We start from the raw sequence: 21,820 nt of genomic DNA on the forward strand, positions 1-21,820 counted from the left end.
GTGCGTCACGGGCATGCGGTGACGGCCGCGCAGCCGGCACCGGGCGTCACGAGACACCGGGATCACGTCGTACCGGGACGGGGGAGCGAAGGCGGCGGTGCGGTACGTGCACATGGCGCTGCTCCCCTTCTCCTCTGACTCGGCATGAGGCGCGCGGTGCCCTTTCGGCAGCGCGTACGGCGAGTTTAGGGAGAGGACGCGGCCGGGGCATTGCATTTTTCCGGCAACCATGGGTTACTGTGCGTGATGAACGGCTACGGAAAGTGATGATCTGTTTCGACTTCGGGGAGCCATCATGTCCATGCTGCTGATCAGAGGGTCGTTCCGGGTGGACGGTGGTGCCGAGCCGGACGGCGACACCCTTCCCTTCATCCCGGACGATGTGACGGACTGGAAGCTGGTGGGCGGTCGCGCCCCGGTCGTGCCCAAGGCGGACGGCCGCGCCGCGGTGCGGCTGGAGGGCGTGGACGCCCTGGAGACGCACTACAGAAAGCCGGGGTACGGCAAGGAGCGCCACCAGCCGAGGAAGTTCGGGCGGCAGGCCGCCGACGCCCTGTTGAGACACCTCGGATTCACCAGCGTCGACCGGCACGACGACGAGACCGTCACCACCGTCCCCGTCCAGGTGCCGGGCTTCATCCTCACCAGCGGCGCCGACGCCTACGGCCGCTGCATCGCCCTCGCCTTCGACGGCAGCGTCCGCCCGCCCGTGTACAGCGGATACGAGGTCTCGGTCGACGAGGACCTGCTGAAGAGGAGTGCCAACTACCGTCTGATCAAGGACGGTCTGGCCTATCCGATGTTCTATCCGGGCCTGCCCGCATACCTGCGGGACGTCCTCAGGGAGGCGGCGCGGGAGGCGAGCGGTTCGGTGCCGCCCAAGGGGCTGTGGGACGTGGACAAGACCATCGACGGGGCGTTGATCTCCGACATCGGATCGATCACGGACGACGCCACGGGCGTGGTGATCCTGCCCAAGCTGTTCCGCCGGTTGAAGGACTACCTGGACTCCGGTGCGGCCGTCACCTCGCTCGCGGGGTTCTCCGCCTACCTCGCCGGTGCGGCCGACGAATACCGCTTCCTGCCGGACGGCAAGACCCAGACCGGGCTGCACAGGCTGATCGAGATCAGCGAGGACGGCAAGATCCTGCGGATGCCCCGCCCCTCCGACCAGATCCTGTTCCTCGACAAGTAACGGAGACCAGCCATGTATGCAGTGATCCGGCGTTACGAAGGGGTGACCGACCCCGCCGAGGCAGGACGCCTGGTGGACGAGGGGTTCGTGCCTCTCCTCCGCCGGGTGCCGGGATTCGTGGCCTACTACTGGGTCGACGCCGGGGACGGCGTGATGGTGTCCACCAGCGTCTACGAGGACCGGGCCGGGGCCGATGAATCGGTCAGGAAGGCTGCGGACTTCGTGCGGGAGCACCTCGCGTCCCTGCTCCCCAACCCTCCTCAGGTCACGGCCGGCCAGGTGGTGGCCGCCGGAGAGTGGCCCGCCGGGTAGCGGCCCGCCGTCCGGCGGGAGGCCGGGGCCGAGCGCCGTCCGGCCGGAGGCCGGAATCGAGCGCCGATCGGGCCGGACCTGCCGGCACGGCCCGATCGGTACGGCATCCCTACGAGGTGGTGACCGCCACGGCGGCCGGGAGCACGGCGGGGCGGTCCAGGAAGGCGAGGACGGCCCGCTTCTCGGGGAGGTACACCTCGGGCAGGTCGATCTCCGGGAGGGTGATCTCCCCCTGCCGGACGAAGCCGAGCCGGCCCATCAGGGCGACGGCCTTGTCGTTGAGGGCGTCAGGCTCGGCCACCGCGCGCAGGACGGACGGGTCGCGGAAGGTGAACCGGATGAGCGACCCGATCAGGGTCCGGCTGAACCCGGGCCGGGGCAGGCCGGCCGCCGGAGCCAGCATCAGGTGCACGCCGATGTCGCCTTCCCGCACCGGGTAGCACTCGCTGATCCGGTCCTCGGACGGCTGGTAGGTCTGGAAGAGCGCCACCGGCTCGTCGTCCAGCCGCACCATGAAGGCGTGGTGGGTGTCGCGGCGGTCCACGTCCTCGTAGATCTCCTGGACGAGTTCCCGGCTGGCACCGTTCATGCCCCAGAACTGTGCGCGCTCCTCGACGACCCACGAGTGCAGCACGGCGGAGTCCGCGACGGGATCGACCGGCGTGAAGCGGACCGTGCCGAATCCTTCGACGGTCTCGGTCAGGACATCGGCGCGCGAGGAGGCGAGGACGGTGGACTCGGGTCTCATACGGGTTCCGGTTTCCGTTCGGTGGGGTCCGACGGGTGCGGAGCACACACGAGACCCCAGTTAGGGTGACCTAACTATAAAGGTCCCTGGAAGCCGGTCCGAACGGGGACCCCGGTCAGGAACCGGCCCGCGGCGGAAGCGGCGTGGTGGCGTCCGCCGCGCTGCGGCGCCGCCGGCGCGACCCGGTCGCCGGGCCGCCGGACGAGTGGTGACCCGTGTCGACGGCGGCAGGCCGGGCACAAGCGCCACATGACTTTCCTCCTGCTGTTCCTGCTGCCCCTCGGCCTGGCCCTCGTCCTGCTGACGACCGGTCACCCGCACAAGCACGGCCGGCACCGCCAGACCCGCTGAACGGACACCGCCCGCGGCGTACGGTCCTGCCCGCGGACCCGGGCCCGTCAGGCCGGGCCCGTCAGGCCCGAGGCGTCAGCGGCAGTCTGAGCACCAGCCGGGCGCCGCTCGCGCAGTCCTCCGCCGTCAGCGTTCCGCCGTGGTGCGTACTCAGGTCACGTGCGATGGCCAGGCCCAGGCCGGCCCCGCCGTGGTCGCGGCTGCGCGAGTCGTCGAGCCGTGCGAACCGTTCGAAGACCCGCTCCCGGTCGCCCGCGGGGATCCCCGGCCCGTCGTCGACGACCTCCAGCACGGCGGTACGCGCCACCGCGCCGCCGCCCGTGGTCCGCAGCGTGACGTCCACGCCGTCCCGGGCGTACCGCTGCGCGTTGTCGACCAGGTTGGTGACGACACGGCCGAGCCACAGCGCGCCGCCGGTGACCTCGACATCGGCGGCCAGGTCCGTCCGTACGGGCACCCGGTCGCCGAGCCGGGCCTCCAGCACCTCGCGTACCAGGGCGCCCAGGTCCAGCGGCACGGCCGCCACGGGCTGGGCCGCGTCGATCCGGGCGAGCAGCAGCAGATCCCCCGCGAGGTGCTGGAGCCGCTCGATGTCCTCCAGGGCGCCACCGATCAGTTCGGGCCACAGCTCCGGGTCCCGGACGGCCAGCGCCACCTCCAACTGCGTGCGCAGGACGGTGATGGGGCTGCGCAGTTCGTGGGAGGCGTCGGCGATGAACTGCCGCTGGCGGATGCCGGACGCCTCCAGCCGGTCCAGTGTGGCGTTCATGGTCTCCGCGAGCCGGGCGACCTCGTCCCGGGTCGCGGGAACCGGCACCCGGCGGTGCAGGTCCCGGTCGGAGATGCCGGCGACCTCGGCGCGGATCGCCTCCACCGGGCGGAGCGCGTGCCCGGTCACCCGCCAGGTCACCAGGACGACGGTGGCCAGGAGCAGCGGCATGCCGATCACCAGCGCGGCGGTGGTGGTGTCGTCGGCCGCGTCCGCGTCCCGCAGCGACGCGCCGGCGTAGACGGTGGCCGGGCCGTCCGGCGTCTGCGTGACGACCTGGACGACCCGCTGCCGGTGATCGCCGTCGACCGGCCGGACCCGCCAGGTGTGCAGCCGGGGCCCCGGCGTCCCGGGCGGGGCCGGCGGGAGGGCGGGCATCCCGATGAGGTTCGGGCTGGAGAACAACACCCGCCCGTCCGCGCTCACCACCTGCACGAACTCGACGGCGCGGCCCGGCGGTCGGGCCCGGCCGAGCCTGCCGGTGGCGGCGAGCTCCGCCACGGTCTCGGCCTGCCGGCGGGCGTCGTTCTCCGCGTTGCGCAGCAGATTGGCCTCCAGCAGCCCGAGCAGGGCGAACGAGGCGAGCGCCAGCGCCGCGGCCACCACCAGCCCCGCACCCACGGTGGCCCGCGCCCGGACCGTGGTGGGCCGGAGCCGGCGCAGCAGCGGCCACCGGTCGAGGACGGCGCCCGGGAGCCGGCGCAGCAGCTCACCCACGCGCCCGGAGAGGCGGGAGGGCCCGGGGGATTCAGCCACCGTCGGCCGCCAGCCGGTACCCGGCGCCCCGTACGGTCTCCAGCGCAGCCCGGCCGAACGGGGCGTCGACCTTGCGGCGGACCGCGCTGACGTGGACCTCGACGACGTTGGGGTCACCGTCGAAGGCGGTGTCCCACACCTGCTCCAGGATGTCCCGCTTGGAGACCACCTCGCCGGAGCGGCGGCCCAGGTACTCGAGTATCGCGAACTCCCTGGCGGTCAGCCGGATCTCCGTACCGCCGCGGGAGCACGTGCGCCGGGCCGGATCGATCAGCAGGTCGCCGAACCGCATCACCTGCGGGCGCCGGCCACCACCCGTACGCCTGCCGAGCGCTCGCAGCCGGGCGACCAGCACCAGATAGGAGAACGGCTTGGACAGGAAGTCGTCGGCCCCGGTGTCCAGGGCCTCCGCTTCGTCGTACTCGCCGTCCTTGGCCGTGAGCATCAGGATTCCCGACTCGTTGCCGGCCGCGCGCAGCTTCGCGCAGACCCGGTAGCCGTTCAGCCCGGGAAGCATGATGTCGAGGACGATCAGGTCGTAGTCGTGCTCGGTGGCCATCCACAGGCCCTGGGCCCCGTCGTGGGCCACGTCCACCGAGAACCCTTCCGACTGCAGACCCCGTTGCAGGGCCACGGCGAGCCGCCGTTCGTCCTCCACCACCAGTACGCGCATGCCGCACAGCATCGCAGGCTCCCCCGGCGCCCGGCTGAAGAGGTCTTCAGGTGGCTTCAGCTGGGCTTCAGCATCCCCTCCGCATGCTCTGGGACGAGCCGGGCACCGCGCCCGGCTGCCCGGAGGAGTAGCCGTATGTCTGAATCCGTTCCGCCGCCGTCCGAGCAGTTGCCCGAGAACGCGCCGGAGGCCGGTGCCCGCAAGCGCGAGCGTGTGGTGCTGTCCCGGCTGGTGCCCCGCAGCCGGCGCGCCCGATGGGTCGCGGCGGGCGCGGCCGTGGTGGTCGTGGGCGCCGGGGTCACGGCGGTCGCCGTGGCCGAGCACCACGACCACCACGTGCGCGCCGACCGGGGTGCGCACATGCTCCGCTTCGGACCCGGCCACGAGGGGTGGGCCGAGCGGGGGCCGCACGGTGGGGAGGCCGGCGGCGAGCGCGCACGGAAGGGACCCGGCGGGGAGGACGGCCCCGCGGTGCGGGAGCGGTTCGGCCACCCCGACACCCCCGGACTCCCCGGTCTTCCGGGCCGGTCCGAGCGGCGCGACGGTTCCGGCAAGGGCGCCCAGGCACCCGCGCCGCTGCCCTCCCTGTCCATCGGCGACGCGGCAGGCAAGGCCGCCGCGGCCGTGCAGGGCGGGAAGGTGGAGAGCCTGCGCGCGGTCGCCCAGGACGGCGGCGGGGGCGCCTGGCTGGCCGTGGTCCTCGGCCCCGACGGTGTCCGGCACGCCGTCACGGTGTCCGGTACGGACGGCACGATCACCGGCAACACCACCCTCGGCGGATAATCCCGGCACCGCCGGCACCGCCTACCGGGCCATCGCGCGGCCCCCGATGCCGGGGGCCCCGTCGAGCCGGCCCCGCCACCAGGCGGCCATCCCGTCGCCGTCCAGGGCCGGCCCAGGCCGGGGTCCGCTCCACCTGGGCCCGGCCCAGCCGGCGGGCCGGCGCGACCAGTCCCCGGCCGACGGCCCCGCGGGCCCGGGGATGCGGTAGACGACGCAGGTGCCGCCGGCCGGGGGCGTGCGCGGGGGGCCAGGGGCGCACGGGGAAGTGAATGCGCTTCGTTCCCGGGATTTCCGAGGACCGGCTTGCACGATCGGGCCCGGTTTCCGATGGGGTGATGAGTGGGAGCGCCCGTCGCTCCGCGGCTGCTGGTGCGGGGGCAGGCAGCCGGCTGCAGCCGATCCACCGGGAAGGTTCACTCCGACGTGAATGCCGTCGATACGGTCGCCCTTGCGTTGTTGGTCACCATCGTGGTCAGCGTTGTCGCCATCGATGTGTTCCGGGCACGTGTGCGCCTGCCGGGTCCCGGGACGGAGAGAGAAGCCGGCGAGCCATCCGCCGGCCGCCGCCCCGAAGTCACCGGCGCCCGCCCCCGCCCCCGCCGGTTCACCGCCATCCCGACGGGCGGCGAGGAACAGCTGTGGGGGAGCGTATGAACGAAGGGGAATTCGACCCATCAGGAGACCGGGCGGTCTCCAGTGAACTCGCCGGTGTGCTGCCGGTGGAGTTCACCGCTTTCCATTCCCAGCAGCACCGAGCCTATCTGCGCTACGCCCACCTGCAGTTGGGAAACCCCAAAGACGCCGAAGAAGTCGTCGACGACGTCTTCACCTTCCTGCTCAAGGTGTGGCGGCAGGCGCTGAAGGAGGCGAGCCTGCACGGTTTCGCCTGGGCGGTGCTGCGCGAACACGTCGAGCGGAGGCTGGCCGTGCTGGGCAGGCAGGTGGCCATGGTGGAGACGGCCTGGTTCGCGGCGCTGCGCCGCTCCTCACGTGAACGGCTGGAGCTGCTGGAGTCCAAACTCGGGCTGTACGCGGCGATCGCGGGCCTGTCCGAGCGGCAGTACGACGTGGTGCTGCTGGCCTTCCTGCTGGGAAACGACTGCGACACGGTAGCCCGGATGATGGGGATCTCGCCCGCCACCGTCCGGTCGCACATCCGCGGCGCACGCCGAACCCTGTCCCGCAAGCTCGGGGTGGACTGGATCCCCGGAGAGGAGAAGGACCAGTGAGCGACATGCCACGCCACCACGACATGCCGCTGTGTGAACTGGACGCGTCCCTGGCGGACGCGACGGTGCTCGCGGAGGAGTACGCCGGATACGACGAGGGCGCGGCCCGGCGCCGCATCGCCCGCCGGATCGCCGGTGACCGCGCCCGCTCGGCGCCGACCGGAGAGCCCTCGGGGGCGCCCGCCGGCCCCGCGTGCGGAACGGCCGACCCGGACGCGACCGACGACCTGGTCCTCGACGCGGCCTGCCACGTGCGGGCCGCCCGCGGCCTGGACGACGTGACCTGGTGCCTCGTGGAGAGCCGGGACTTCGCCGAACTCGCCCTGGCCGCCGACTCCTGGCCGCACGGCGTGGACTCGGCGCTGCTCTTCGGCTGCCTGCTCCACCTCGCCGACCGGACGGAGGGCGCGCAGTTCTGGTTCCAGTACGCGGCCGGGGCGGGCTCGCAGACCGCCGCCCGCTGTCTCTACCTCCACCACCTGGCGCGCGCCGAGGTCGCGACCGCCCAGTACTGGAAGTGCCAGGCCGACGCCCTGCCGCCCGACGACCACCTGCCGCCCCTGCCGCAGGTCCCGCACGACCTCGAAGAGGCCCTCGGAGCCTCGGTCATCTGGACGTCCCCGCCCATCACCACCCAGGACCTCAGCTCCCTGACCGGCGGACCGGGCCTGGCCAGGCCGCCCCTGCGGCTCCCGGCACGACTGCGGCAGGCCCTCATGGCGCGTCCCCGCAAGGAGCATCCCGACCTCGGGGAGGTCTTCACCCCCGGCCCGCAGGTCGCCGTGGCCGTCGCGCAGAACGCCCGGCTCAACCCCCGGCACCTCACGGAGCAGGCGAACGGGTGGCCGCTCGAAGCGCTGAAACAGCCGCAGCCGAGGCCTGCGGCCCGTACGTCCCCCGAGGGACGCCCGGCCCCTGCGGCGCTGGAATCCGTTCATCAGGCGCTGCGCGTCCTGGAGGTCGTCAACCGCTGTTCGAGCGGCGTGAACCTGACACAGATCGCCCGTGAGACGAAGCTGCCGCAACTGGTCCTGGCCCGGGCCGTGGAGCAACTGGTCCGCGCGAGCCTGGCCACGCCGGTCGGACCGGACGCCTACGTCGCCGGGCACACCCTGCTGCTGGGCGAGACGGACGGCGCGGCCGGCCGCGGGCATCTGCGCGAGACACTGGCCTGGCTGCGGGACGCGGTCGGAGCCGCCGTCTACGTCGCCCGCTACACCGACGGCGAGGTCGCCATCACGCAGTACGCGGACGGGCCGGCCACGCCCGTGGTCGAGGAGTGGGTCGACTTCCGGGTCGCCGCCCACGCCTCCGCGGTCGGCAAGGCACTGCTGGCCCAGCTGGACCACGACGACCGGCGCGACCACCTGGCCCGCCACCGGCCCACGCCCTTCACCCGGCACACCCTCACCAGCCGGCACGTGCTCTTCCGGCAACTCGACGAGCGCCCGCCCGGCACGCCCCTGCTCGACCTCCAGGAGTACGCCCTCGGCACGGTGTGCGCGGCGGTGCCGATCACCGCCGGCCCCAATCCGGAATGCGTGGCCCTGTCCATCCCCGTCCCCGATCCGGGCCGGCTGAAGCAGGCGGCCCGGATCCTGCAGAGCGAGGCGGCCGCCGTCCTACTCGCGCTGATCGTCGCCGGCAGCACCCGGCCCACGGTCCGCAGGCCTGAGGACACCATCCTGTCCACCTCCGCCTGAGTGCCCCGCGGGGCGGCCGTCCGCCGCCCCGCGCGTGCCGGTCAGGGGGCGATCGGGAGCTGCCGCTTGTGCTCGGTGGCCCGGTAGCGGCCCACGATGATGTCGAGCGCGGCCGGGTCGACGGGCTTGCCCTCCAGCACGTCGTCGATGTCGTCGTAGGTGACGCCGAGCGCCTCCTCGTCGGCCAGACCCGGCTTCAGCGTCTCCAGGTCCGCGGTCGGGGTCTTCCAGATCAGCGAGGACGGCGCTCCCAGCGCCTCCGCCGTGGCCCGGACCCGGCGCTTGGTCAGGCCCGTCAGCGGGACCACGTCGGCCGCACCGTCGCCGAACTTCGTGAAGAAGCCGGACACCGCCTCGGCGGCGTGGTCCGTGCCCACCACGAGACCCGCGTGCGCGCCCGCCACCGCGTACTGGGCGATCATGCGCTGGCGGGCCTTGATGTTGCCGTGCACGAAGTCCTGGTGGTGCGCGTCACGGAAGACCGTGCCGCCGGCCCGGACCGCCGCCAGCGCGGCGTCGCTCGACGCCTTCACGTCGACGGTCAGAACCTGGTCGGGCCGGATGAACTCCAGGGCCAGCTGCGCGTCCGACTCGTCCGCCTGGATTCCGTACGGCAGCCGCATCGCGAAGAACGTCGCCTCCTGCCCGGCCGCGCGGACCCGCTCGACCGCGAGCTGGCACAGCCGGCCCGCGGTGGTGGAGTCCACACCGCCACTGATGCCGAGGACCAGCGAGCGCAGGCCCGTGGAGAGCAGCCGGTCGGCGAGGAAGGCCACGCGGCGCTCGATCTCCTCGTGGGCGTCGAAGGACGCGCTCACCTGGAGGTCCCGGGCGATCTCCTGCTGCAGCGATATGGACGCCTGGTCGGTCACGATTGCTCCTCGGTCGGGCCCGCGGACAGTTCGGCTCGCGCCGCGGGGCGGACCGCGGGCGCGATGAAGGGGGCCGGAAGCACTCTAGAGGAAAGGCCGCGAAGCCCTGCTCAAGGGCCGCGACGGGCGTACGCCGGCCAGGCCGGCCGGACTGCGTACGGCCGGACGGACGCCGTCACCCCGCCGCGAGCAGAGCGGGCAGCTCCCGCATGTCGTGGAACACCTGCGTTCCCGGACCTTCGAGCCGCTCGGGCGGGGTCATCCCGCCCCCGAAACCGAAGGCCCGCATCCCGGCGGCGCGGGCCGCCTCCACCCCCGGACGGCTGTCCTCGACCACCGCGCAGGCCGCCGGATCGACGCCCATGCGCTGCGCGGCGTACAGGAACAGGTCCGGGGCCGGCTTGCCGCGGGCGACCTCGGTGGCGCTGAAGATACGGCCCGCGAAGCGGGCGTAGAGCCCGGTGCGGCCCAGGGTGTGGCGCATCTTCTCGTGGGAGCCGCTGGAGGCGACACAGGTCGGCAGAGTGATCGCGTCGAGCGCCTCGGGCAGTCCCTCGACGGCGGTCAGCCCGGCGTCCACCGCCTCGCGGTGGAACTGCTCGAACCGCTTCCCCCAGACGTCGGCGGTCGTCCCGCCCAGCCGGGCGGCGATCAGCTCGCGCACCGAGGCGTTGGACCGCCCGATGAACAGGTCGATCACGTCGCGCTCGGTGAGCGGCCACCCCAGCTCCGCCCCCAGGGCCACCTGCACGCGCGTCGCGATGCGTTCGGTGTCGACGAGCACACCGTCGCAGTCGAATATGACGAGTTCAATCGGCTTGATCATCCCCGCAGCATAGGGTCCGGGCCGGACGGGCCGTGGCGGAGCCCGCGGACCGAGACATTCCGTCCGTGCATGAGGCGCCGGAGGCGGGGCATGCGCAGTTCACGGGGCGAACGGAACACCCCGCGCACGACGCACCAAGAAGGACGGACGGCGGATCACCCGCCGTCCCCCGTCCACCGGAGGAGTTGTTTCCGCGTGACTGAGCATGTGTGGAGTTTCAAGTCGACCTCGGGCCACCTGGCCGGCACCGATCTGACGGGCTACAAGGTCGAGGCGACCGACGGCGGCATCGGCAAGGTGGACAAGCACTCCGACGAGGTCGGTGACGCCTACCTGGTCGTGGACACCGGGGTCTGGATCTTCGGCAAGGAGGTCCTGCTGCCGGCGAGCACCGTCGTCAGCATCGACCCCGAGGAGCAGGTCGTCTACGTGGACCGCACCAAGGGCCAGATCAAGGACGCCCCCGAGTTCCACCGGGAGAAGCACCTCGGTGACCGGGACTACCACCAGGAACTCGGCACCTACTACGCCACCACCCGTCTCGGCCTCCCGCCGCTCTGACCGGCCGGAGTCCGACCGCTTGCAGGCCGTGGGCCCGAACTCCTCGAGTTCGGGCCCACGGCCGTGCCGTGCCCCTCGCGGAGGAGCAGCACCGCAGTACGGCCGCATGGCCGACCGGGTCCGGGACACACGCGCCATGTGCTGAAACTACTTGTGGTGGCCGTCCTCGGCCCGCTCGCGGCGGCCACCGGCGCCGCCGCCCTCCTCGTCTCCCCCTGGTGGTGGGCCGCGGCCGCCCCGCTGCTCCTGCTCGCGGCGACGGCGGTCCACGACGTCGTCCAGCGGCGGCACTCCGTCCTGCGCAACTACCCGGTCCTCGGACACCTCCGCTTCGCGCTGGAGAAAGTGCGGCCGGAGATCCAGCAGTACTTCATCGAGCGGAACTTCGACGGCCGCCCCTTCGACCGCGACACCCGCGACCTCGTCTACGAGCGCGCCAAGGGCACCGACTCGGAGGAGCCCTTCGGCAGCGAGCTCGACCTCTACCAGCCGGGCCGCGAGTACCTCACCCCGTCCATGGCCCCCCGGCCGGTACGCACCACCCCGCCCCGCGTCCGCGTCGGCGGACCCGACTGCACCCGGCCCTACGACATGGCCCTGCTGAACGTCTCGGCGATGAGCTTCGGCTCGCTCTCGGCCCAGGCCGTACTCGCACTCAACACCGGTGCCCGGCTCGGCGGCTTCGCCCACGACACCGGAGAGGGCGGTCTGTCGCCGTACCACCTGCGCCCCGGCGGGGACCTCATATGGGAGATCGGCACCGGGTACTTCGGCTGCAGGACGGCCGACGGCGGCTTCGACGAGCGGCAGTTCGCCGAAAAGGCCGCCCGCGAGCAGGTGAAATGCGTATCCCTGAAGATCAGTCAGGGCGCGAAGCCGGGCATCGGCGGCGTCCTGCCCGCCGCCAAGGTCAACGCGGAGATCGCCCGGGTCCGCGGGGTCCCGCAGGGGAAGACCGTCATCTCGCCGCCCTACCACCGCGTGTACTCCACCCCGCGCGAACTGGTGCGCTTCCTGGCGCGGATGCGCGAGCTCGCCGACGGCAAACCCGTCGGCTTCAAACTGTGCCTCGGCTCGCGCCGCGAGTTCCTCGCCGTCTGCAAGGCCATGCTGGAGGAGGGCAGCACCCCGGACTTCATCGTCGTCGACGGCGCGGAGGGCGGCACGGGCGCCGCGCCGCTGGAGTTCGTGGACAACGTCGGCCTGCCGCTCGGCGAGGGCCTGATGACCGTGCACAACGCCCTCGTGGGCACCGGACTGCGCGACCGGATCCGGATCGGGGCCAGCGGCAAGGTCGCCACCGGCAGCGACCTCGTCAAACGGCTCCTCCAGGGAGCCGACTACACCAACGCCGGCCGCGCCATGATGTTCGCGGTCGGCTGCATCCAGGCCCAGCGCTGCCACACCAACACCTGTCCGGTCGGCGTCGCCACCCAGGACGAGCGGCGCGCCCGCGCCGTCGACGTCCCCGACAAGTCGCAGCGCGTACGGCGTTACCAGGAGGCCACGGTCAAGAGCGCCCTGCAGATCATGGCCTCGCTGGGGGTCGACGATCCGCGCGGCCTGCGCCCCCACATGCTGCTGCAGCGCGTGGACCCGCACACCGTCCGCTCCTACGCCGAACTCCACTCCTGGCTCGCCCCCGGACAACTCCTCGCATCCGTACCCGCCGACTGGGCATCCGACTGGGAGGCGGCCGACCCGGACCGCTTCGCCCACTGACCCCCTCACCACCGGAGGACCGTCCCATGGCACGCACCGTCGCCCACGTCATCGTCGAGGCACTGAAGGACCTGGGTGTCCGGCACGTCTTCGGGGTCGTCGGAGACGCCCTGAACCCACTGACCGACGCGATCCGCACCACCGACGGCCTGGAGTGGGTCGGCTGCCGGCACGAGGAGGCCGCCGCGTTCGCCGCCGGCGCCCAGTCCCAGCTCTCGGGCGTCCTCGGGGTGTGCGCGGGCACGGTCGGGCCGGGCTCCGTACACCTGCTCAACGGGCTGTACGACGCGGCCAAGAGCCGTGCCCCGGTCCTCGCGATCTGCGGTCAGGTGCCCCTCGCCGAGATGGCGGGCGACTACTTCCAGGAGGTCGACAACGACCTCCTCTTCCGTGACGTGGCCGTCTACCGGGCCACGGTCACCTCCCCGGACCAGATGCCCCGCATGCTGGAATCCGCCGTTCGCGCGGCCGTCGGCCGGGGCGGGGTGGCGGTGCTCACCGTGCCCGCGGACCTCGGTGACCGGGAGCTCGGCGAGGACCGGCCCGCCCGGTTCGCGCTGGGCCGGGCCGTCACCCGCCCGGACGACACAGCCCTCACCGAGGCCGCCGAGCTCCTGAACGCCGCCTCGCGCGTCACCCTGCTGGTCGGCCGCGGAGCCCGCGACGCCCGCGGCGACGTGCTGCGCACCGCGGAGCGGCTCGCCGCGCCCATGGTGCTCACCCTCAAGGCGAAGGAGGGCTTCGAGGACGACAACGCCTACGAGGTCGGCCAGACCGGCCTGATCGGCAACCCCGCCGCCGCGCACGCCCTCGACCACGGCGACGCCCTGCTCATGCTGGGCACCGACTTCCCCTACCGCGACTGGTACCCGAAGGACTGCAAGGTCGTCCAGATCGACGTCCGCGAGGAGCACCTGGGGCGGCGGGTACCCGTGGACGTGGGCCTGGCCGGAGACGTCGGGGCGACGTTGCGGGCCCTGCTGCCGCTGCTGGACCAGGTGCCCGACCGGGACCATCTGGTCGATGCACGCGACCGGTTCGCGAAGTGGCGGGAAGGACAGCTCCGGCTGGCCGACCCGGCGCACGACCGGCGCCCGTCCGGCAGGCTGCGGGCGGCCCTGGACAACCGGGACCACGCCGTCCGCCCCGAAGCCCTGGCCGCCGCGGTGGACACGTACGCCGCCGACGACGCCGTCTTCACCTCCGACACCGGCATGGCCACCGTCTGGCTCTCGCGCTTCGTCACCATGCGCGGCGGCCGGCGGCTGATCGGCTCCTACAACCTCGGGTCCATGGCCAACGCCATGCCGCAGGCCCTCGGGGCACAGCTCTGGGCGCCCGAACGGCAGGTCGTCGCCCTGTGCGGCGACGGCGGCCTGGGCATGCTGCTGGGCGACCTCATGACGATCGCCGCGTACCGGCTGCCCGTGAAGATCGTCGTCTTCGACAACCGCCGTCTGGGCATGGTCGAACTCGAACAGGAACAGGCCGGGCTGCCCGAGTTCGGCACCGGTCTCGACAATCCCGACTTCGCCGCCGTCGCCACCGCGCTCGGGTTCACGGGCGTTCGCGTCACCGAACCGGACGGCCTGCACGACTGCGTGCGCGAGGCGTTCGCGACGCCGGGGCCCGTCCTGCTGGACGTACTGACCAATCCCGACGAGATCGCCGTCCCCGCCAGGCTGACCGTCGGCCAGGCATGGGGTTTCGCCCTGGCCAAGGCCAAGGAGATCCTGCCGGGCACGGCCGGCTGACGGACCGTCTCCCTGGGCTCCCTGTGCTCCCGGGCCCTGCGGGCCGGCGCGCGTGATCGGCCCGTTGAGGGGTACCCGCGCAGCAGACACCCCGACGCCTACGACTCCAGGGAGAGTGCAGCCCCATGACGCTGATACCGCACGCGAACCACAAGTCCGTCCCCACCCCGGCGGAGCTCCGGGGGCACGTCACCCGCGCGACCGGCCGGCTCCGGGAGACGGCCGGGCACGTCGGGCGTCTCGTGGAGGACAAGACACCCGATCCCGTCCTGGCCGGGGCGCTCCGCACCGCGACCCGGGTACGGGAGACCGCCGCCCGCGCCGGGCGGCTCGCCGGGCACCGCAGGTTCGACTCCGTGCGGGCCGGGGCCGGCCGGGCCGCGACCCTGGCACGGGCCAACCGCACCGCGCTGACCACGGCCGCCGGCGTGCTGACCGCGGCCGTGCTCGCCCGCCGCGCCCGACGGGCCCGGCGCACGAAGTAATGCTCAGGGGCGGCCGGGCCGCAGGGCCTCAGGCCCGCGGCCCGGCCACCGGCCCCCGCGCCCGCTCGGCGTTGAACTGGGCGCCGGTGACCAGCGCCAGGTTGGCGAACCATAGCCAGACGACGAAGACCACGATCCCGGCCAGCGACCCGTACAGCCGGTCGTAGGTGTCCAGCTGCGTGTACAGCGTGAAGAGTCCCGAGGCGGCCAGCCACAGCAGGGCCGCGAGTACGCCGCCGGGCAGGCCCCGCCGCGTGCCCCGGCTCTGGGCCGGGCCGGTCCGGAAGAGTACCAGCACCAGCAGGGTCACGACCACCAGCAGCACGGGCCAGCGCAGCAGCGCCACGGCCTCCGGGCCGCCGCCACCGACGACCCGGGCGAACCACCGGGCCGGTGGCCCGGACACGACCAGTCCCACGGCACCGACGACGAGCAGGACCAGCAGCAGCCCCGCATGGACGACCAGCGTGTGCGCGGCACGCAGCGGCCGCCGTGTGTCCGGCACCCCGTGCATCGTGTGCAGGGCGCGACGGAACACCGCCAGGTAGCTGCACGCCGACCACAGCGCGCTCACCACCCCGCCGAGCAGCAGCGCCCACATCGACGAATGCCCCTCGGGCAGCCCGCCCAGCGCCTCACGGAGCACCTGGGCCGACTGCGGGGGAGCGTACGCGGTCAGCTCGGCGATCAGCCGGTCCCGCCGGGCCCCGCCCAGCAGCCCCACGACGGACACGGCGATGACGAGCGCGGGCAGCAGCGCGAGGAGGGCGTAGTAGGTGAGCGCGGCCGCATGGTCGGCCAGGTTGTCCGTCCAGACGCGGACTGCCGTACGCCGTAACTCGGCGCGGGTGCGCGCCGCGAGGGCCGCCGCTCTTGCGGTGGCGTCAGCGTTGTCGGCGGGCGGACCGCCTCGAGGTGATGCGGTGCGGGGAATGTCGGTCACTCCGAACGCGTGCCCTCCCGGGCCCGTGCCCATGCGCCCGGGAGGCACCCGCGTACCGGTCCGTCGGCCGGGTACCCGCGCCCCATGACGGGGAGTTGCGCGCGACGACGTGACGAAGAGCCGCCGGAAGCCGTGGGGCAGCCCGCCGGTACGAAGAGCCGCCCGGCCGGCCCGAGCGCCCCGGTCCGCCCCGCCCACCCGGCCCACCCGGTCGTACGTGCCCTGTCCGCCGCGCCGCCGACGAGCGCCACGCCGCACCGCGAGAACCGCTGCGTCCCCCGGACGACTCACACCTCGCGCCACCGGGCCATCGCCCAGGAGAACGCCCCGAAGAGCATCAGCCCGACGGCCACCGCCAGCAGCAGCCACGGTCCCGCCGGGGTGAGGGCGAACGACCTCAAGGTGTCGTCGAGCCCCTTGGCCTGACCCGGGTCGTAGCGCAGCGCCGCGTACACGACGAAGCCGCCGGCCGCCGCGAACACCGCGCCGCGGGCCAGCCCGCCGCTCACCCCGAGGAAATCGACCGCCTTGCGCGTCCCCCGCGAGGCACCGCCCATGGCGAGGTGCTCACGGAAGCGGCACCGCGCCGCCTGCACCGCGATGACCACGCCCGCGACGGCGACCCCGAGCCCGACGGCGCCCACCAGCCACTGGCCGGCGGGAAGACCCATGGCCTTCGCCGTCATGTCCCGGGACTGCTCGTCCCCCGAACGCCCGCCGCCGCCCGAGGCGAACACGAGGACGGAGAAGGCCGCCACTGCGTAGAACACGCAGCGGCCCGCCGAGGCGAGGCGTTTGGTGGGCTTGTCGCCGTCCGGTCCGGCCGCGCCGAACACGGCCTCCGACAGCTGCCACAGCACCAGGCACACCAAGCCGATGCCGACGGCCCAGATGAGGACGGAGCCGAAGGGCTTGTCCGAGAGTTCCTGGAGGGCGCCCTGCCGGTCGGCCTCCCGGCCGCCGTCGCCACCGAAGGCGACGCGTACGGCCAGTACGCCGATCAGCCCGTACAGCGCTCCGCGTGCCACCAGCCCGGTGCGCGCCGTGACCTCGCGGAGCGTGCCGCCGCGCGACGCGGCCCGGGTGCCCCTGCTCACCGCCTCGCTGCCGCTCATCGTGATCAGACCTCGCCGCGCCAGGCGCCCGTCTCGACCCCGCGCGATTCGATGAACAGCTTGAACCGCTTCAGGTCACCCGTGACCTGGCGTTTGACGAAGCCGAGCTTGTCGGCCGCGGCCTCGGCCAGGCCGTCGGGCACCCAGTTCATGTGCAGGACGACCTTGGTGGTGGTCGCGTCGATCGGCTGGAAGGTGACGAGGCCGGCCTGACGGGCCTCACCGTCGACCGTCATCCAGGCGACGCGCCGGTCCGGGACCTGCTCGGTGATCTGCGCGTCGAACTCGCGCCGCACCCCGCCCACGTTCGTCACCCAGTGGGTGAGCGTGTCGCCGCGCTGGTCGATGCGCTCGACCCCCTCCATGAAGGCGGGGAACTGCTCGAACTGAGTCCACTGGTTGTAGGCGGTACGTACCGGAACATTGACCTCGACGTACTCCTCGACGTGCGACATGCGCACCCCTTCCTGTCGCTGCGGTTGGCGGCGTCCGGCCGGACGTCCCGAAGGCGCGGCTACCCGGCCCCGGGGGCCCCATGCACCACCCGCACGGCGCGTGTACGGCCGACGACGCAGGGCACACGCGGGTGCATGACCGTACTCAGGACGAGCGTGATCGTCCTGGACTGCGCCGACCCCGAGCCCCTGGCCCGCTTCTACGCGGACCTGCTCGGCGCGACGGCCGGGCCGGCCGCAGACGACGGCGACCTGTCCGCGTGGGGCAGCCGGAGCGAGGCCGGCGAGGGCCGGCGCCGGCTATCGTCCCGTGGGCCTGCCGGACACCAGACGGGCGACCTCGATCTCGGCCCAGACGGCCTTCCCACCCGCGTGGACGTCCGTGCCCCAGCGGTCGGAGAGGCGCTCCACTATGTGGAGGCCGTGGCCGCCCGGGACACCGCGCCGCGGTGCCGGATCGCGGCGGGGGAGCGTCGTCGTGCCGTCGCACACCTCGATGCGCAGCACCTTCCCGGCCGTGAGCACGAGCTCGTGGCAGCCGTCCGCGTGCAGTGACGCGTTGGTCAGCAGCTCGGACACGAGGAGCAGGGTGTCCTCGGCGGTCTCGGTTCCGTCCCAGCCCCAGTCCCGCAGGGCCTGGCGCGTGAAGTCGCGGCCCTTGGCCACGGAGCCGCGGACGCCCGACAGGGCGAGCCGGCGGCGCTGCCCCGCGGCGGGAAGGCCGACACCCACAGGATCACCCGTTTCCGTTCCGACGGTCTCCACTGAGCTCTCTCACCCCCGCGTCGACACTGGTCTCTGTCACAGGCGTATGCCCGGCGCGGGCACGATCGATGTACGGGCCCGCCCACGCACCGCCGACGGCTGGTGGCCGCTCTGGCAGGCGCGTGACATTGTAGGCGACGGCCGGTCTCAGCGCGTGGCCAGATGCAGCCGCAGCGTGAAGCCGCTCTCCGTGGCGCGGACCTCCACCAGGTCGCAGAGCTGGTGGATCATCCACAGCCCGCGGCCGCCGTCGGCCGAGGCGAGTGAGGGGCGGCGCCGCCCCGCCAGCGGGTCGGCGAGGAGCCCGCCGTCCTCGATCTCGGCGACGACTCCCGTGACGGCCCGCGCGGGGCCTCCCGCGACGGCCTCCGGCTCCTGCGTCGCGGGCCCGCCGACGGTCCACAGGCGCAGCGTGCCCTTCCCGCCGCCGTGGGCGAGGGAGTTCGCCGCGGCCTCGCTGATCGCCATGATCAGGTCGCCGCGCCGGGCCGGGGACAGGGCGGTGCCGCGGGCCCACTCCTCGGCGTACTCGCGCACCTGCGCCAGTCCTCCGTGGGAGTAGGCGAGCCGGGCCACCGGGCCGGCGGGCTCGGGCAGCGGGCGGTCCAGGTCCGCCGCGAGGGCCGAGGCGTCGGCGTAGGCCGGGCTCGGCAGGTCCCGGCCCCGCTCGATGGAGGTCGGGTGGGTGCGCCGGGCGTCGCTCACCACGTCGGGTGCCAGCCCGACCACGTCGTACGGGCACAGGACCGTGGCGGGCCGGCCGGCGAAGGCGGTGTTGACGAGGGCCTCGTGGCGGGTGGCCTCCAGCACCTCGGCGGGGGAGCGGCCCGGCCAGATCGGTTCGCCGACGATCCGGGCCGCCCGGCCCGTGTGCCGGTCGGCGAACTCCTGGAGGGCGGCCAGGACCCGGCCGGGATTGCGGCCCAGCTCCGTCATGTCCGTCCAGGTGATCCCGGCTCCCCCGCCCGTACCGAGGCTCTCGCGCAGGGGGTCCAGGCGCGGTCCCGGTACGGCGACGAGCACCGGCTCGTCGGCCGCGAGGGCGGTGCGCACGAAGTCGCCCACCCCCGACAGGTACTCGGCCAGGTCCCGGTAGAACAGGGCGGGATGGACGAAGGCCCCCGGCCCGGCGGGCGCAGGAACAGTGATCATGCTGCGACCTCCAGCGCGGCGCACTCGTCCGGGAACATCTCCACTACCTTGCGGAGCGAGTACGGCGCGTCGTGGAGGAGCAGGCGCCGTCCCTGCCCGCCGAGGTCCGCCGACGCCTGTACGAGGGCGGCGACCGCGGTCGGGTCGAGGAAGACGACGGCGGACAGGTCGAGGTGCACGACGGGGCCGGGGATCCCGGCCACGACGCCGAGGGCGGTGGACAGGGCCTGCCGGGTGTCGAGGTCGCAGCTGCCGCTCAGGCGCGCGCCGGCGCGGTCCGGCATCGGCAGGGCGGTCAGCGGCGCCGGCGCGCCCGTATTCGGCGTCATGGTGCGCTGCCTACACCGTCAGCATGCCGGTGCGCAGCCGTGCCAGGGTCCGGGACAGCAGGCGGGACACCTGCATCTGGGAGATGCCCAGTTCGGCGCCGATCTCGGCCTGTGTCCGGTCCTCACCGAAGCGCATCTGCAGGATGCGCCGGTCGCGTTCGTCGAGCTGCTCCAGCAGGGGCGCGAGGGTGTGGAAGTCCTCGAAGAGTTCCATGGCGGGGTCGACGTCGCCCAGGCGTTCCGCCAGGGGCCGGGACGTCCGGTTCGAGGTGGACGGCGCGTCGTCGTCGGTGTTCGCGGCGTCGAGGGAGCCGCTGGTGTAGCCGTTCGCGGCCACCAGCCCGTCGATGACCTCGTCCTCGGACAGTTTCAGGTGCCGGGCGACCTCCTTGACGGTCGGTGCCCGGCCGAGGTCGTCGGTCAGCGCCTCCTGGGCCTTGGCGAGTTCCGTACGGAGTTCCTGCAGCCGGCGGGGGACGTGCACGGCCCAGGTGGTGTCACGGAAGTACCGCTTGATCTCGCCGATGATGTACGGCAGGGCGAGCGTGGAGAACTCGACCTCGCGGTCGAGGTCGTAGCGGTCGATGGCCTTGATGAGGCCGATGGTTCCCACCTGGATGATGTCGTCCATGTCGAGGCCGCCGCCGAGCACGCGGGCGCGGAAACGCCGTGCGGCGAACTGCACGAGGGAGAGGTTCATCTCGATCAGGGTGTTGCGGGTGTACTGGTACTCCCGGGTGCCCTCCTCCAGAGCCTGCAGCCGCCGGAAGAAGTGCCGCGACAGCTCGCGCGCGTCGCCGGGCGCCATCTCACGGGCGTTCTCCACCCGTGAAAGGTCCTCGCCCCGCGCCGGTACTCCCGGGTCCTCCCGGTCACGGACCGGGACGTGCACGTCGGTTGTACGAACGGGGCCTACAACGGTGGCCGAGCGAGACATGGTTGGCCGCTCCCTCCCGATTGACTGCGGCTGCCGAGGCGCTCATGCCCCGACTTTCCGTTTCCACACACCCGACTGCGACTTCGTTTTCCGCGGCTTGTTCCGTGGACCGTTCCGCGTGGCGCGTACCGGACGGCCGCCGGGGGTGCCCGGCCGACCCGGGGGCGCGGTGTCATCGTCGTGAGCAGGCATACTCCCTTGACGAGGACGAACAGACGGCGATCCGTGGAGGCGGACATGGGCGGATTCGGGGACGCGTACCAGCCGGGCGTGGTGGGGGAGGGCTACCCGGCGGGCGACGGCTGGGTGGTGGCGGCCCACGGGGAGCTGGACCAGGACACGCTGAAGCCGCTGGAGGGGGCGCTCATCGCGGCCGCCGGACGGCACGCGCTGGTGGTTCTGGACGCCGGGTCCATCACCTTCGGGGACTCGTCTTTCCTGAACCTGCTGCTGCGACTGCACCACCTCACCGGGCTGCGCATCGCCGCCCCGGGCGAGCAGTTGCGCCGGCTCTTCGCCGTGACCGGCGCCGACACCGTCCTCTCCCTGCACACGAGCGTCGAGGACGCCCTCGCGGCGTGAACCGGCGTGAACCGGCGTGCGAGCAGGGCGTCCCCCGCCCGCGACCGGCTCAGCCGGTGCACGGGTCGACTCCGTGCGGGTCCGGTCCGCCCGCGGGCCGGAAGCAGGCGGTGACCGCCTTGCCGCCGTGACACGCGTGGACGTCCAGGGAATCGGCCAGCGCGGTGACGATGCCCAGCCCGCGGCCGGAGGTGGCACTCGCGTCGCCCTCGGGGGTCCGGGCGTGGGGCAGCCGCGGATCGGCGTCGGCGACGCTGACGTGGAGGCAGCGGCCGTCCCAGGTCAGCACCAGGTGCGCGGTGCATGCCGCGTGCAGGTGGGCGTTGGTGACCAGTTCGGAGACGCAGAGCAGCACGGAGTGCACGGTGTCGGCCGCCGAGGCGTTCCACGGCAGGGTCGCCAGGTGCTCCGACGTCCACTTCCGTGCCGCCCGGACGCCCTCCGAGATCGGGAACGACCGGGCCCAGCCCACTGCCTTGACCGCCAATGTCCTCACCTCTTCTCCTTACTTTGTGCCGTCCTCTGCAGGTTCGTCTACCCGGAGCGGGCGCCGGCATCCTGGAAGTTCCGAAGCACCGCGCGGGGAACGTGAGTTCGGGCCGGATATCGTCGGGATTCCGGGCACGTCCCGTTCCCCGGATTCCGGATGCGCCGCGTCCCGGAGTGATCGACCGTGCTCCATCGCACCTCCGGCGGCGTTAGCCTTCACCGGACCGGTGCCGCGGCAGGGACGGATCCCGGCGGAGCCGGGCACTCCGGCATGCCCCGGTTCCAGGCGCCTGTCCTGTCCGCGTGTCGGCGCG

Annotated in this window: 23 protein-coding genes and 1 pseudogene; 11 read left to right on the forward strand and 13 right to left on the reverse strand. The window is 73.2% G+C overall.

The genetic code is table 11. The features are described from left to right. The first annotated feature begins 295 nt into the window (after positions 1–295). Together AAT21_RS13105 and AAT21_RS13110 are read left to right on the forward strand one after the other, a co-directional pair. The gene (locus tag AAT21_RS13105) at positions 296–1,195 is read left to right on the forward strand and encodes a hypothetical protein (RefSeq protein WP_046776770.1); all 900 of its coding nucleotides are present in this window, start codon (positions 296–298) and stop codon (positions 1,193–1,195) included. 12 nt (positions 1,196–1,207) lie between these two features. Continuing rightward, on the forward strand, positions 1,208–1,507 hold the full coding sequence (locus AAT21_RS13110) for a hypothetical protein (RefSeq protein ID WP_046776771.1): 300 nt from the start codon (positions 1,208–1,210) through the stop codon (positions 1,505–1,507). Positions 1,508–1,616: 109 nt separating this feature from the next. On the opposite strand, the gene AAT21_RS13115 is transcribed toward AAT21_RS13110, so the two are convergent. The 3 genes from AAT21_RS13115 to AAT21_RS13125 form a co-directional block, all read right to left on the reverse strand. Further along, entirely contained in the window at positions 1,617–2,255 is a 639-nt protein-coding gene (locus AAT21_RS13115; protein ID WP_046776772.1) for a GNAT family N-acetyltransferase, read from the reverse strand. A gap of 412 nt (positions 2,256–2,667) precedes the next feature. Beyond that, positions 2,668–4,038, reverse strand: a complete 1,371-nt coding sequence (locus tag AAT21_RS13120; RefSeq protein WP_046777343.1) for a sensor histidine kinase — start codon at positions 4,036–4,038, stop codon at positions 2,668–2,670. 85 nt (positions 4,039–4,123) lie between these two features. Continuing rightward, positions 4,124–4,804 carry a response regulator transcription factor gene (locus AAT21_RS13125; protein ID WP_046777344.1) on the reverse strand — a complete coding sequence of 227 codons (681 nt, stop codon included), beginning with the start codon at positions 4,802–4,804 and terminating at the stop codon, positions 4,124–4,126. Between the two features lie 135 nt (positions 4,805–4,939). Between AAT21_RS13125 and AAT21_RS13130 the strand changes: the two genes are divergently transcribed. From AAT21_RS13130 to AAT21_RS13145, 3 genes are all read left to right on the forward strand, one after another. Then, positions 4,940–5,587 (forward strand): hypothetical protein, encoded by a 648-nt coding sequence (locus AAT21_RS13130; RefSeq protein ID WP_046776773.1) that lies wholly within the window; start codon positions 4,940–4,942, stop codon positions 5,585–5,587. 650 nt (positions 5,588–6,237) lie between these two features. Further along, complete coding sequence (locus AAT21_RS13140; protein ID WP_220818769.1) at positions 6,238–6,816, forward strand: RNA polymerase sigma factor; 579 nt, start codon at positions 6,238–6,240, stop codon at positions 6,814–6,816. Positions 6,817–7,673: 857 nt separating this feature from the next. Then, positions 7,674–8,519, forward strand: coding sequence for an IclR family transcriptional regulator (locus tag AAT21_RS13145; RefSeq protein WP_046777345.1), 846 nt, complete (start codon positions 7,674–7,676; stop codon positions 8,517–8,519). A gap of 41 nt (positions 8,520–8,560) precedes the next feature. Here AAT21_RS13145 and nadE read toward each other — a convergent pair whose 3' ends face one another. Next, positions 8,561–9,391, reverse strand: coding sequence for an ammonia-dependent NAD(+) synthetase (gene nadE, locus AAT21_RS13150; RefSeq protein WP_046776775.1), 831 nt, complete (start codon positions 9,389–9,391; stop codon positions 8,561–8,563). A gap of 175 nt (positions 9,392–9,566) precedes the next feature. Then, positions 9,567–10,217 carry an HAD family hydrolase gene (locus tag AAT21_RS13155; RefSeq protein WP_046776776.1) on the reverse strand — a complete coding sequence of 217 codons (651 nt, stop codon included), beginning with the start codon at positions 10,215–10,217 and terminating at the stop codon, positions 9,567–9,569. A 195-nt stretch (positions 10,218–10,412) separates the two neighbouring features. Here AAT21_RS13155 and AAT21_RS13160 point away from each other — a divergent pair, with 195 nt between their 5' ends. The 4 genes from AAT21_RS13160 to AAT21_RS13175 all read left to right on the forward strand — a co-directional run bounded on the left by AAT21_RS13160 (position 10,413) and on the right by AAT21_RS13175 (position 14,739). Continuing rightward, positions 10,413–10,778, forward strand: coding sequence for a PRC-barrel domain-containing protein (locus tag AAT21_RS13160; protein ID WP_046776777.1), 366 nt, complete (start codon positions 10,413–10,415; stop codon positions 10,776–10,778). A 138-nt stretch (positions 10,779–10,916) separates the two neighbouring features. Next, positions 10,917–12,500, forward strand: coding sequence for an FMN-binding glutamate synthase family protein (locus AAT21_RS13165; protein ID WP_046776778.1), 1,584 nt, complete (start codon positions 10,917–10,919; stop codon positions 12,498–12,500). A gap of 26 nt (positions 12,501–12,526) precedes the next feature. After that, positions 12,527–14,254 (forward strand): thiamine pyrophosphate-dependent enzyme, encoded by a 1,728-nt coding sequence (locus AAT21_RS13170; protein ID WP_046776779.1) that lies wholly within the window; start codon positions 12,527–12,529, stop codon positions 14,252–14,254. A 125-nt stretch (positions 14,255–14,379) separates the two neighbouring features. After that, entirely contained in the window at positions 14,380–14,739 is a 360-nt protein-coding gene (locus tag AAT21_RS13175; RefSeq protein WP_052757754.1) for a hypothetical protein, read from the forward strand. A 28-nt stretch (positions 14,740–14,767) separates the two neighbouring features. Here AAT21_RS13175 and AAT21_RS13180 read toward each other — a convergent pair whose 3' ends face one another. The 3 genes from AAT21_RS13180 to AAT21_RS13190 all read right to left on the reverse strand — a co-directional run bounded on the left by AAT21_RS13180 (position 14,768) and on the right by AAT21_RS13190 (position 17,252). Further along, positions 14,768–15,682, reverse strand: coding sequence for a YihY/virulence factor BrkB family protein (locus AAT21_RS13180; RefSeq protein WP_235438773.1), 915 nt, complete (start codon positions 15,680–15,682; stop codon positions 14,768–14,770). 287 nt (positions 15,683–15,969) lie between these two features. Then, complete coding sequence (locus AAT21_RS13185; protein WP_046776780.1) at positions 15,970–16,797, reverse strand: DUF1206 domain-containing protein; 828 nt, start codon at positions 16,795–16,797, stop codon at positions 15,970–15,972. A gap of 5 nt (positions 16,798–16,802) precedes the next feature. Then, complete coding sequence (locus tag AAT21_RS13190) at positions 16,803–17,252, reverse strand: SRPBCC family protein (RefSeq protein ID WP_046776781.1); 450 nt, start codon at positions 17,250–17,252, stop codon at positions 16,803–16,805. A 135-nt stretch (positions 17,253–17,387) separates the two neighbouring features. Between AAT21_RS13190 and AAT21_RS39845 the strand changes: the two are divergent. Beyond that, positions 17,388–17,513: pseudogene (locus AAT21_RS39845) on the forward strand (VOC family protein); the annotation flags it as partial. A 39-nt stretch (positions 17,514–17,552) separates the two neighbouring features. On the opposite strand, the gene AAT21_RS13195 reads toward AAT21_RS39845, so the two are convergent. The 4 genes from AAT21_RS13195 to AAT21_RS13210 form a co-directional block, all read right to left on the reverse strand. Continuing rightward, entirely contained in the window at positions 17,553–17,984 is a 432-nt protein-coding gene (locus AAT21_RS13195; protein WP_046776782.1) for an ATP-binding protein, read from the reverse strand. Between the two features lie 180 nt (positions 17,985–18,164). After that, on the reverse strand, positions 18,165–19,169 hold the full coding sequence (locus AAT21_RS13200) for a sensor histidine kinase (protein WP_046776783.1): 1,005 nt from the start codon (positions 19,167–19,169) through the stop codon (positions 18,165–18,167). Beyond that, positions 19,166–19,498 (reverse strand): STAS domain-containing protein, encoded by a 333-nt coding sequence (locus AAT21_RS34445; protein WP_052757755.1) that lies wholly within the window; start codon positions 19,496–19,498, stop codon positions 19,166–19,168. The genes AAT21_RS13200 and AAT21_RS34445 overlap by 4 nt, the downstream gene beginning before the upstream one ends. Positions 19,499–19,508: 10 nt before the next feature. Further along, on the reverse strand, positions 19,509–20,435 hold the full coding sequence (locus tag AAT21_RS13210) for a SigB/SigF/SigG family RNA polymerase sigma factor (protein WP_052757756.1): 927 nt from the start codon (positions 20,433–20,435) through the stop codon (positions 19,509–19,511). A gap of 237 nt (positions 20,436–20,672) precedes the next feature. On the opposite strand from AAT21_RS13210, the gene AAT21_RS13215 reads away from it, so the two are divergent. After that, a complete protein-coding gene (locus AAT21_RS13215; RefSeq protein ID WP_046776785.1) occupies positions 20,673–21,017 on the forward strand; it encodes an STAS domain-containing protein in 345 nt (114 codons plus the stop codon). A gap of 49 nt (positions 21,018–21,066) precedes the next feature. Here AAT21_RS13215 and AAT21_RS13220 read toward each other — a convergent pair whose 3' ends face one another. Next, complete coding sequence (locus AAT21_RS13220) at positions 21,067–21,504, reverse strand: ATP-binding protein (protein ID WP_046776786.1); 438 nt, start codon at positions 21,502–21,504, stop codon at positions 21,067–21,069. Positions 21,505–21,820 lie beyond the last annotated feature (316 nt).

It is taken from the genome of Streptomyces yangpuensis, assembly GCF_001005295.1.
GTDB lineage: Bacteria > Actinomycetota > Actinomycetes > Streptomycetales > Streptomycetaceae > Streptomyces > Streptomyces yangpuensis.

Coding starts and splice junctions, on each gene's coding strand:
- AAT21_RS13105 (WP_046776770.1), top strand. CDS start 296: ATGTCCATGCTGCTGATCAGAGGGTCGTTCCGGGTGGACGGTGGTGCC.
- AAT21_RS13110 (WP_046776771.1), top strand. CDS start 1,208: ATGTATGCAGTGATCCGGCGTTACGAAGGGGTGACCGACCCCGCCGAG.
- AAT21_RS13115 (WP_046776772.1), bottom strand. CDS start 2,255: ATGAGACCCGAGTCCACCGTCCTCGCCTCCTCGCGCGCCGATGTCCTG.
- AAT21_RS13125 (WP_046777344.1), bottom strand. CDS start 4,804: ATGCGCGTACTGGTGGTGGAGGACGAACGGCGGCTCGCCGTGGCCCTG.
- AAT21_RS13130 (WP_046776773.1), top strand. CDS start 4,940: ATGTCTGAATCCGTTCCGCCGCCGTCCGAGCAGTTGCCCGAGAACGCG.
- AAT21_RS13140 (WP_220818769.1), top strand. CDS start 6,238: ATGAACGAAGGGGAATTCGACCCATCAGGAGACCGGGCGGTCTCCAGT.
- AAT21_RS13155 (WP_046776776.1), bottom strand. CDS start 10,217: ATGATCAAGCCGATTGAACTCGTCATATTCGACTGCGACGGTGTGCTC.
- AAT21_RS13170 (WP_046776779.1), top strand. CDS start 12,527: ATGGCACGCACCGTCGCCCACGTCATCGTCGAGGCACTGAAGGACCTG.
- AAT21_RS13175 (WP_052757754.1), top strand. CDS start 14,380: ATGACGCTGATACCGCACGCGAACCACAAGTCCGTCCCCACCCCGGCG.
- AAT21_RS13185 (WP_046776780.1), bottom strand. CDS start 16,797: ATGAGCGGCAGCGAGGCGGTGAGCAGGGGCACCCGGGCCGCGTCGCGC.
- AAT21_RS13190 (WP_046776781.1), bottom strand. CDS start 17,252: ATGTCGCACGTCGAGGAGTACGTCGAGGTCAATGTTCCGGTACGTACC.
- AAT21_RS13200 (WP_046776783.1), bottom strand. CDS start 19,169: ATGATCACTGTTCCTGCGCCCGCCGGGCCGGGGGCCTTCGTCCATCCC.
- AAT21_RS34445 (WP_052757755.1), bottom strand. CDS start 19,498: ATGACGCCGAATACGGGCGCGCCGGCGCCGCTGACCGCCCTGCCGATG.
- AAT21_RS13210 (WP_052757756.1), bottom strand. CDS start 20,435: ATGTCTCGCTCGGCCACCGTTGTAGGCCCCGTTCGTACAACCGACGTG.
- AAT21_RS13215 (WP_046776785.1), top strand. CDS start 20,673: ATGGGCGGATTCGGGGACGCGTACCAGCCGGGCGTGGTGGGGGAGGGC.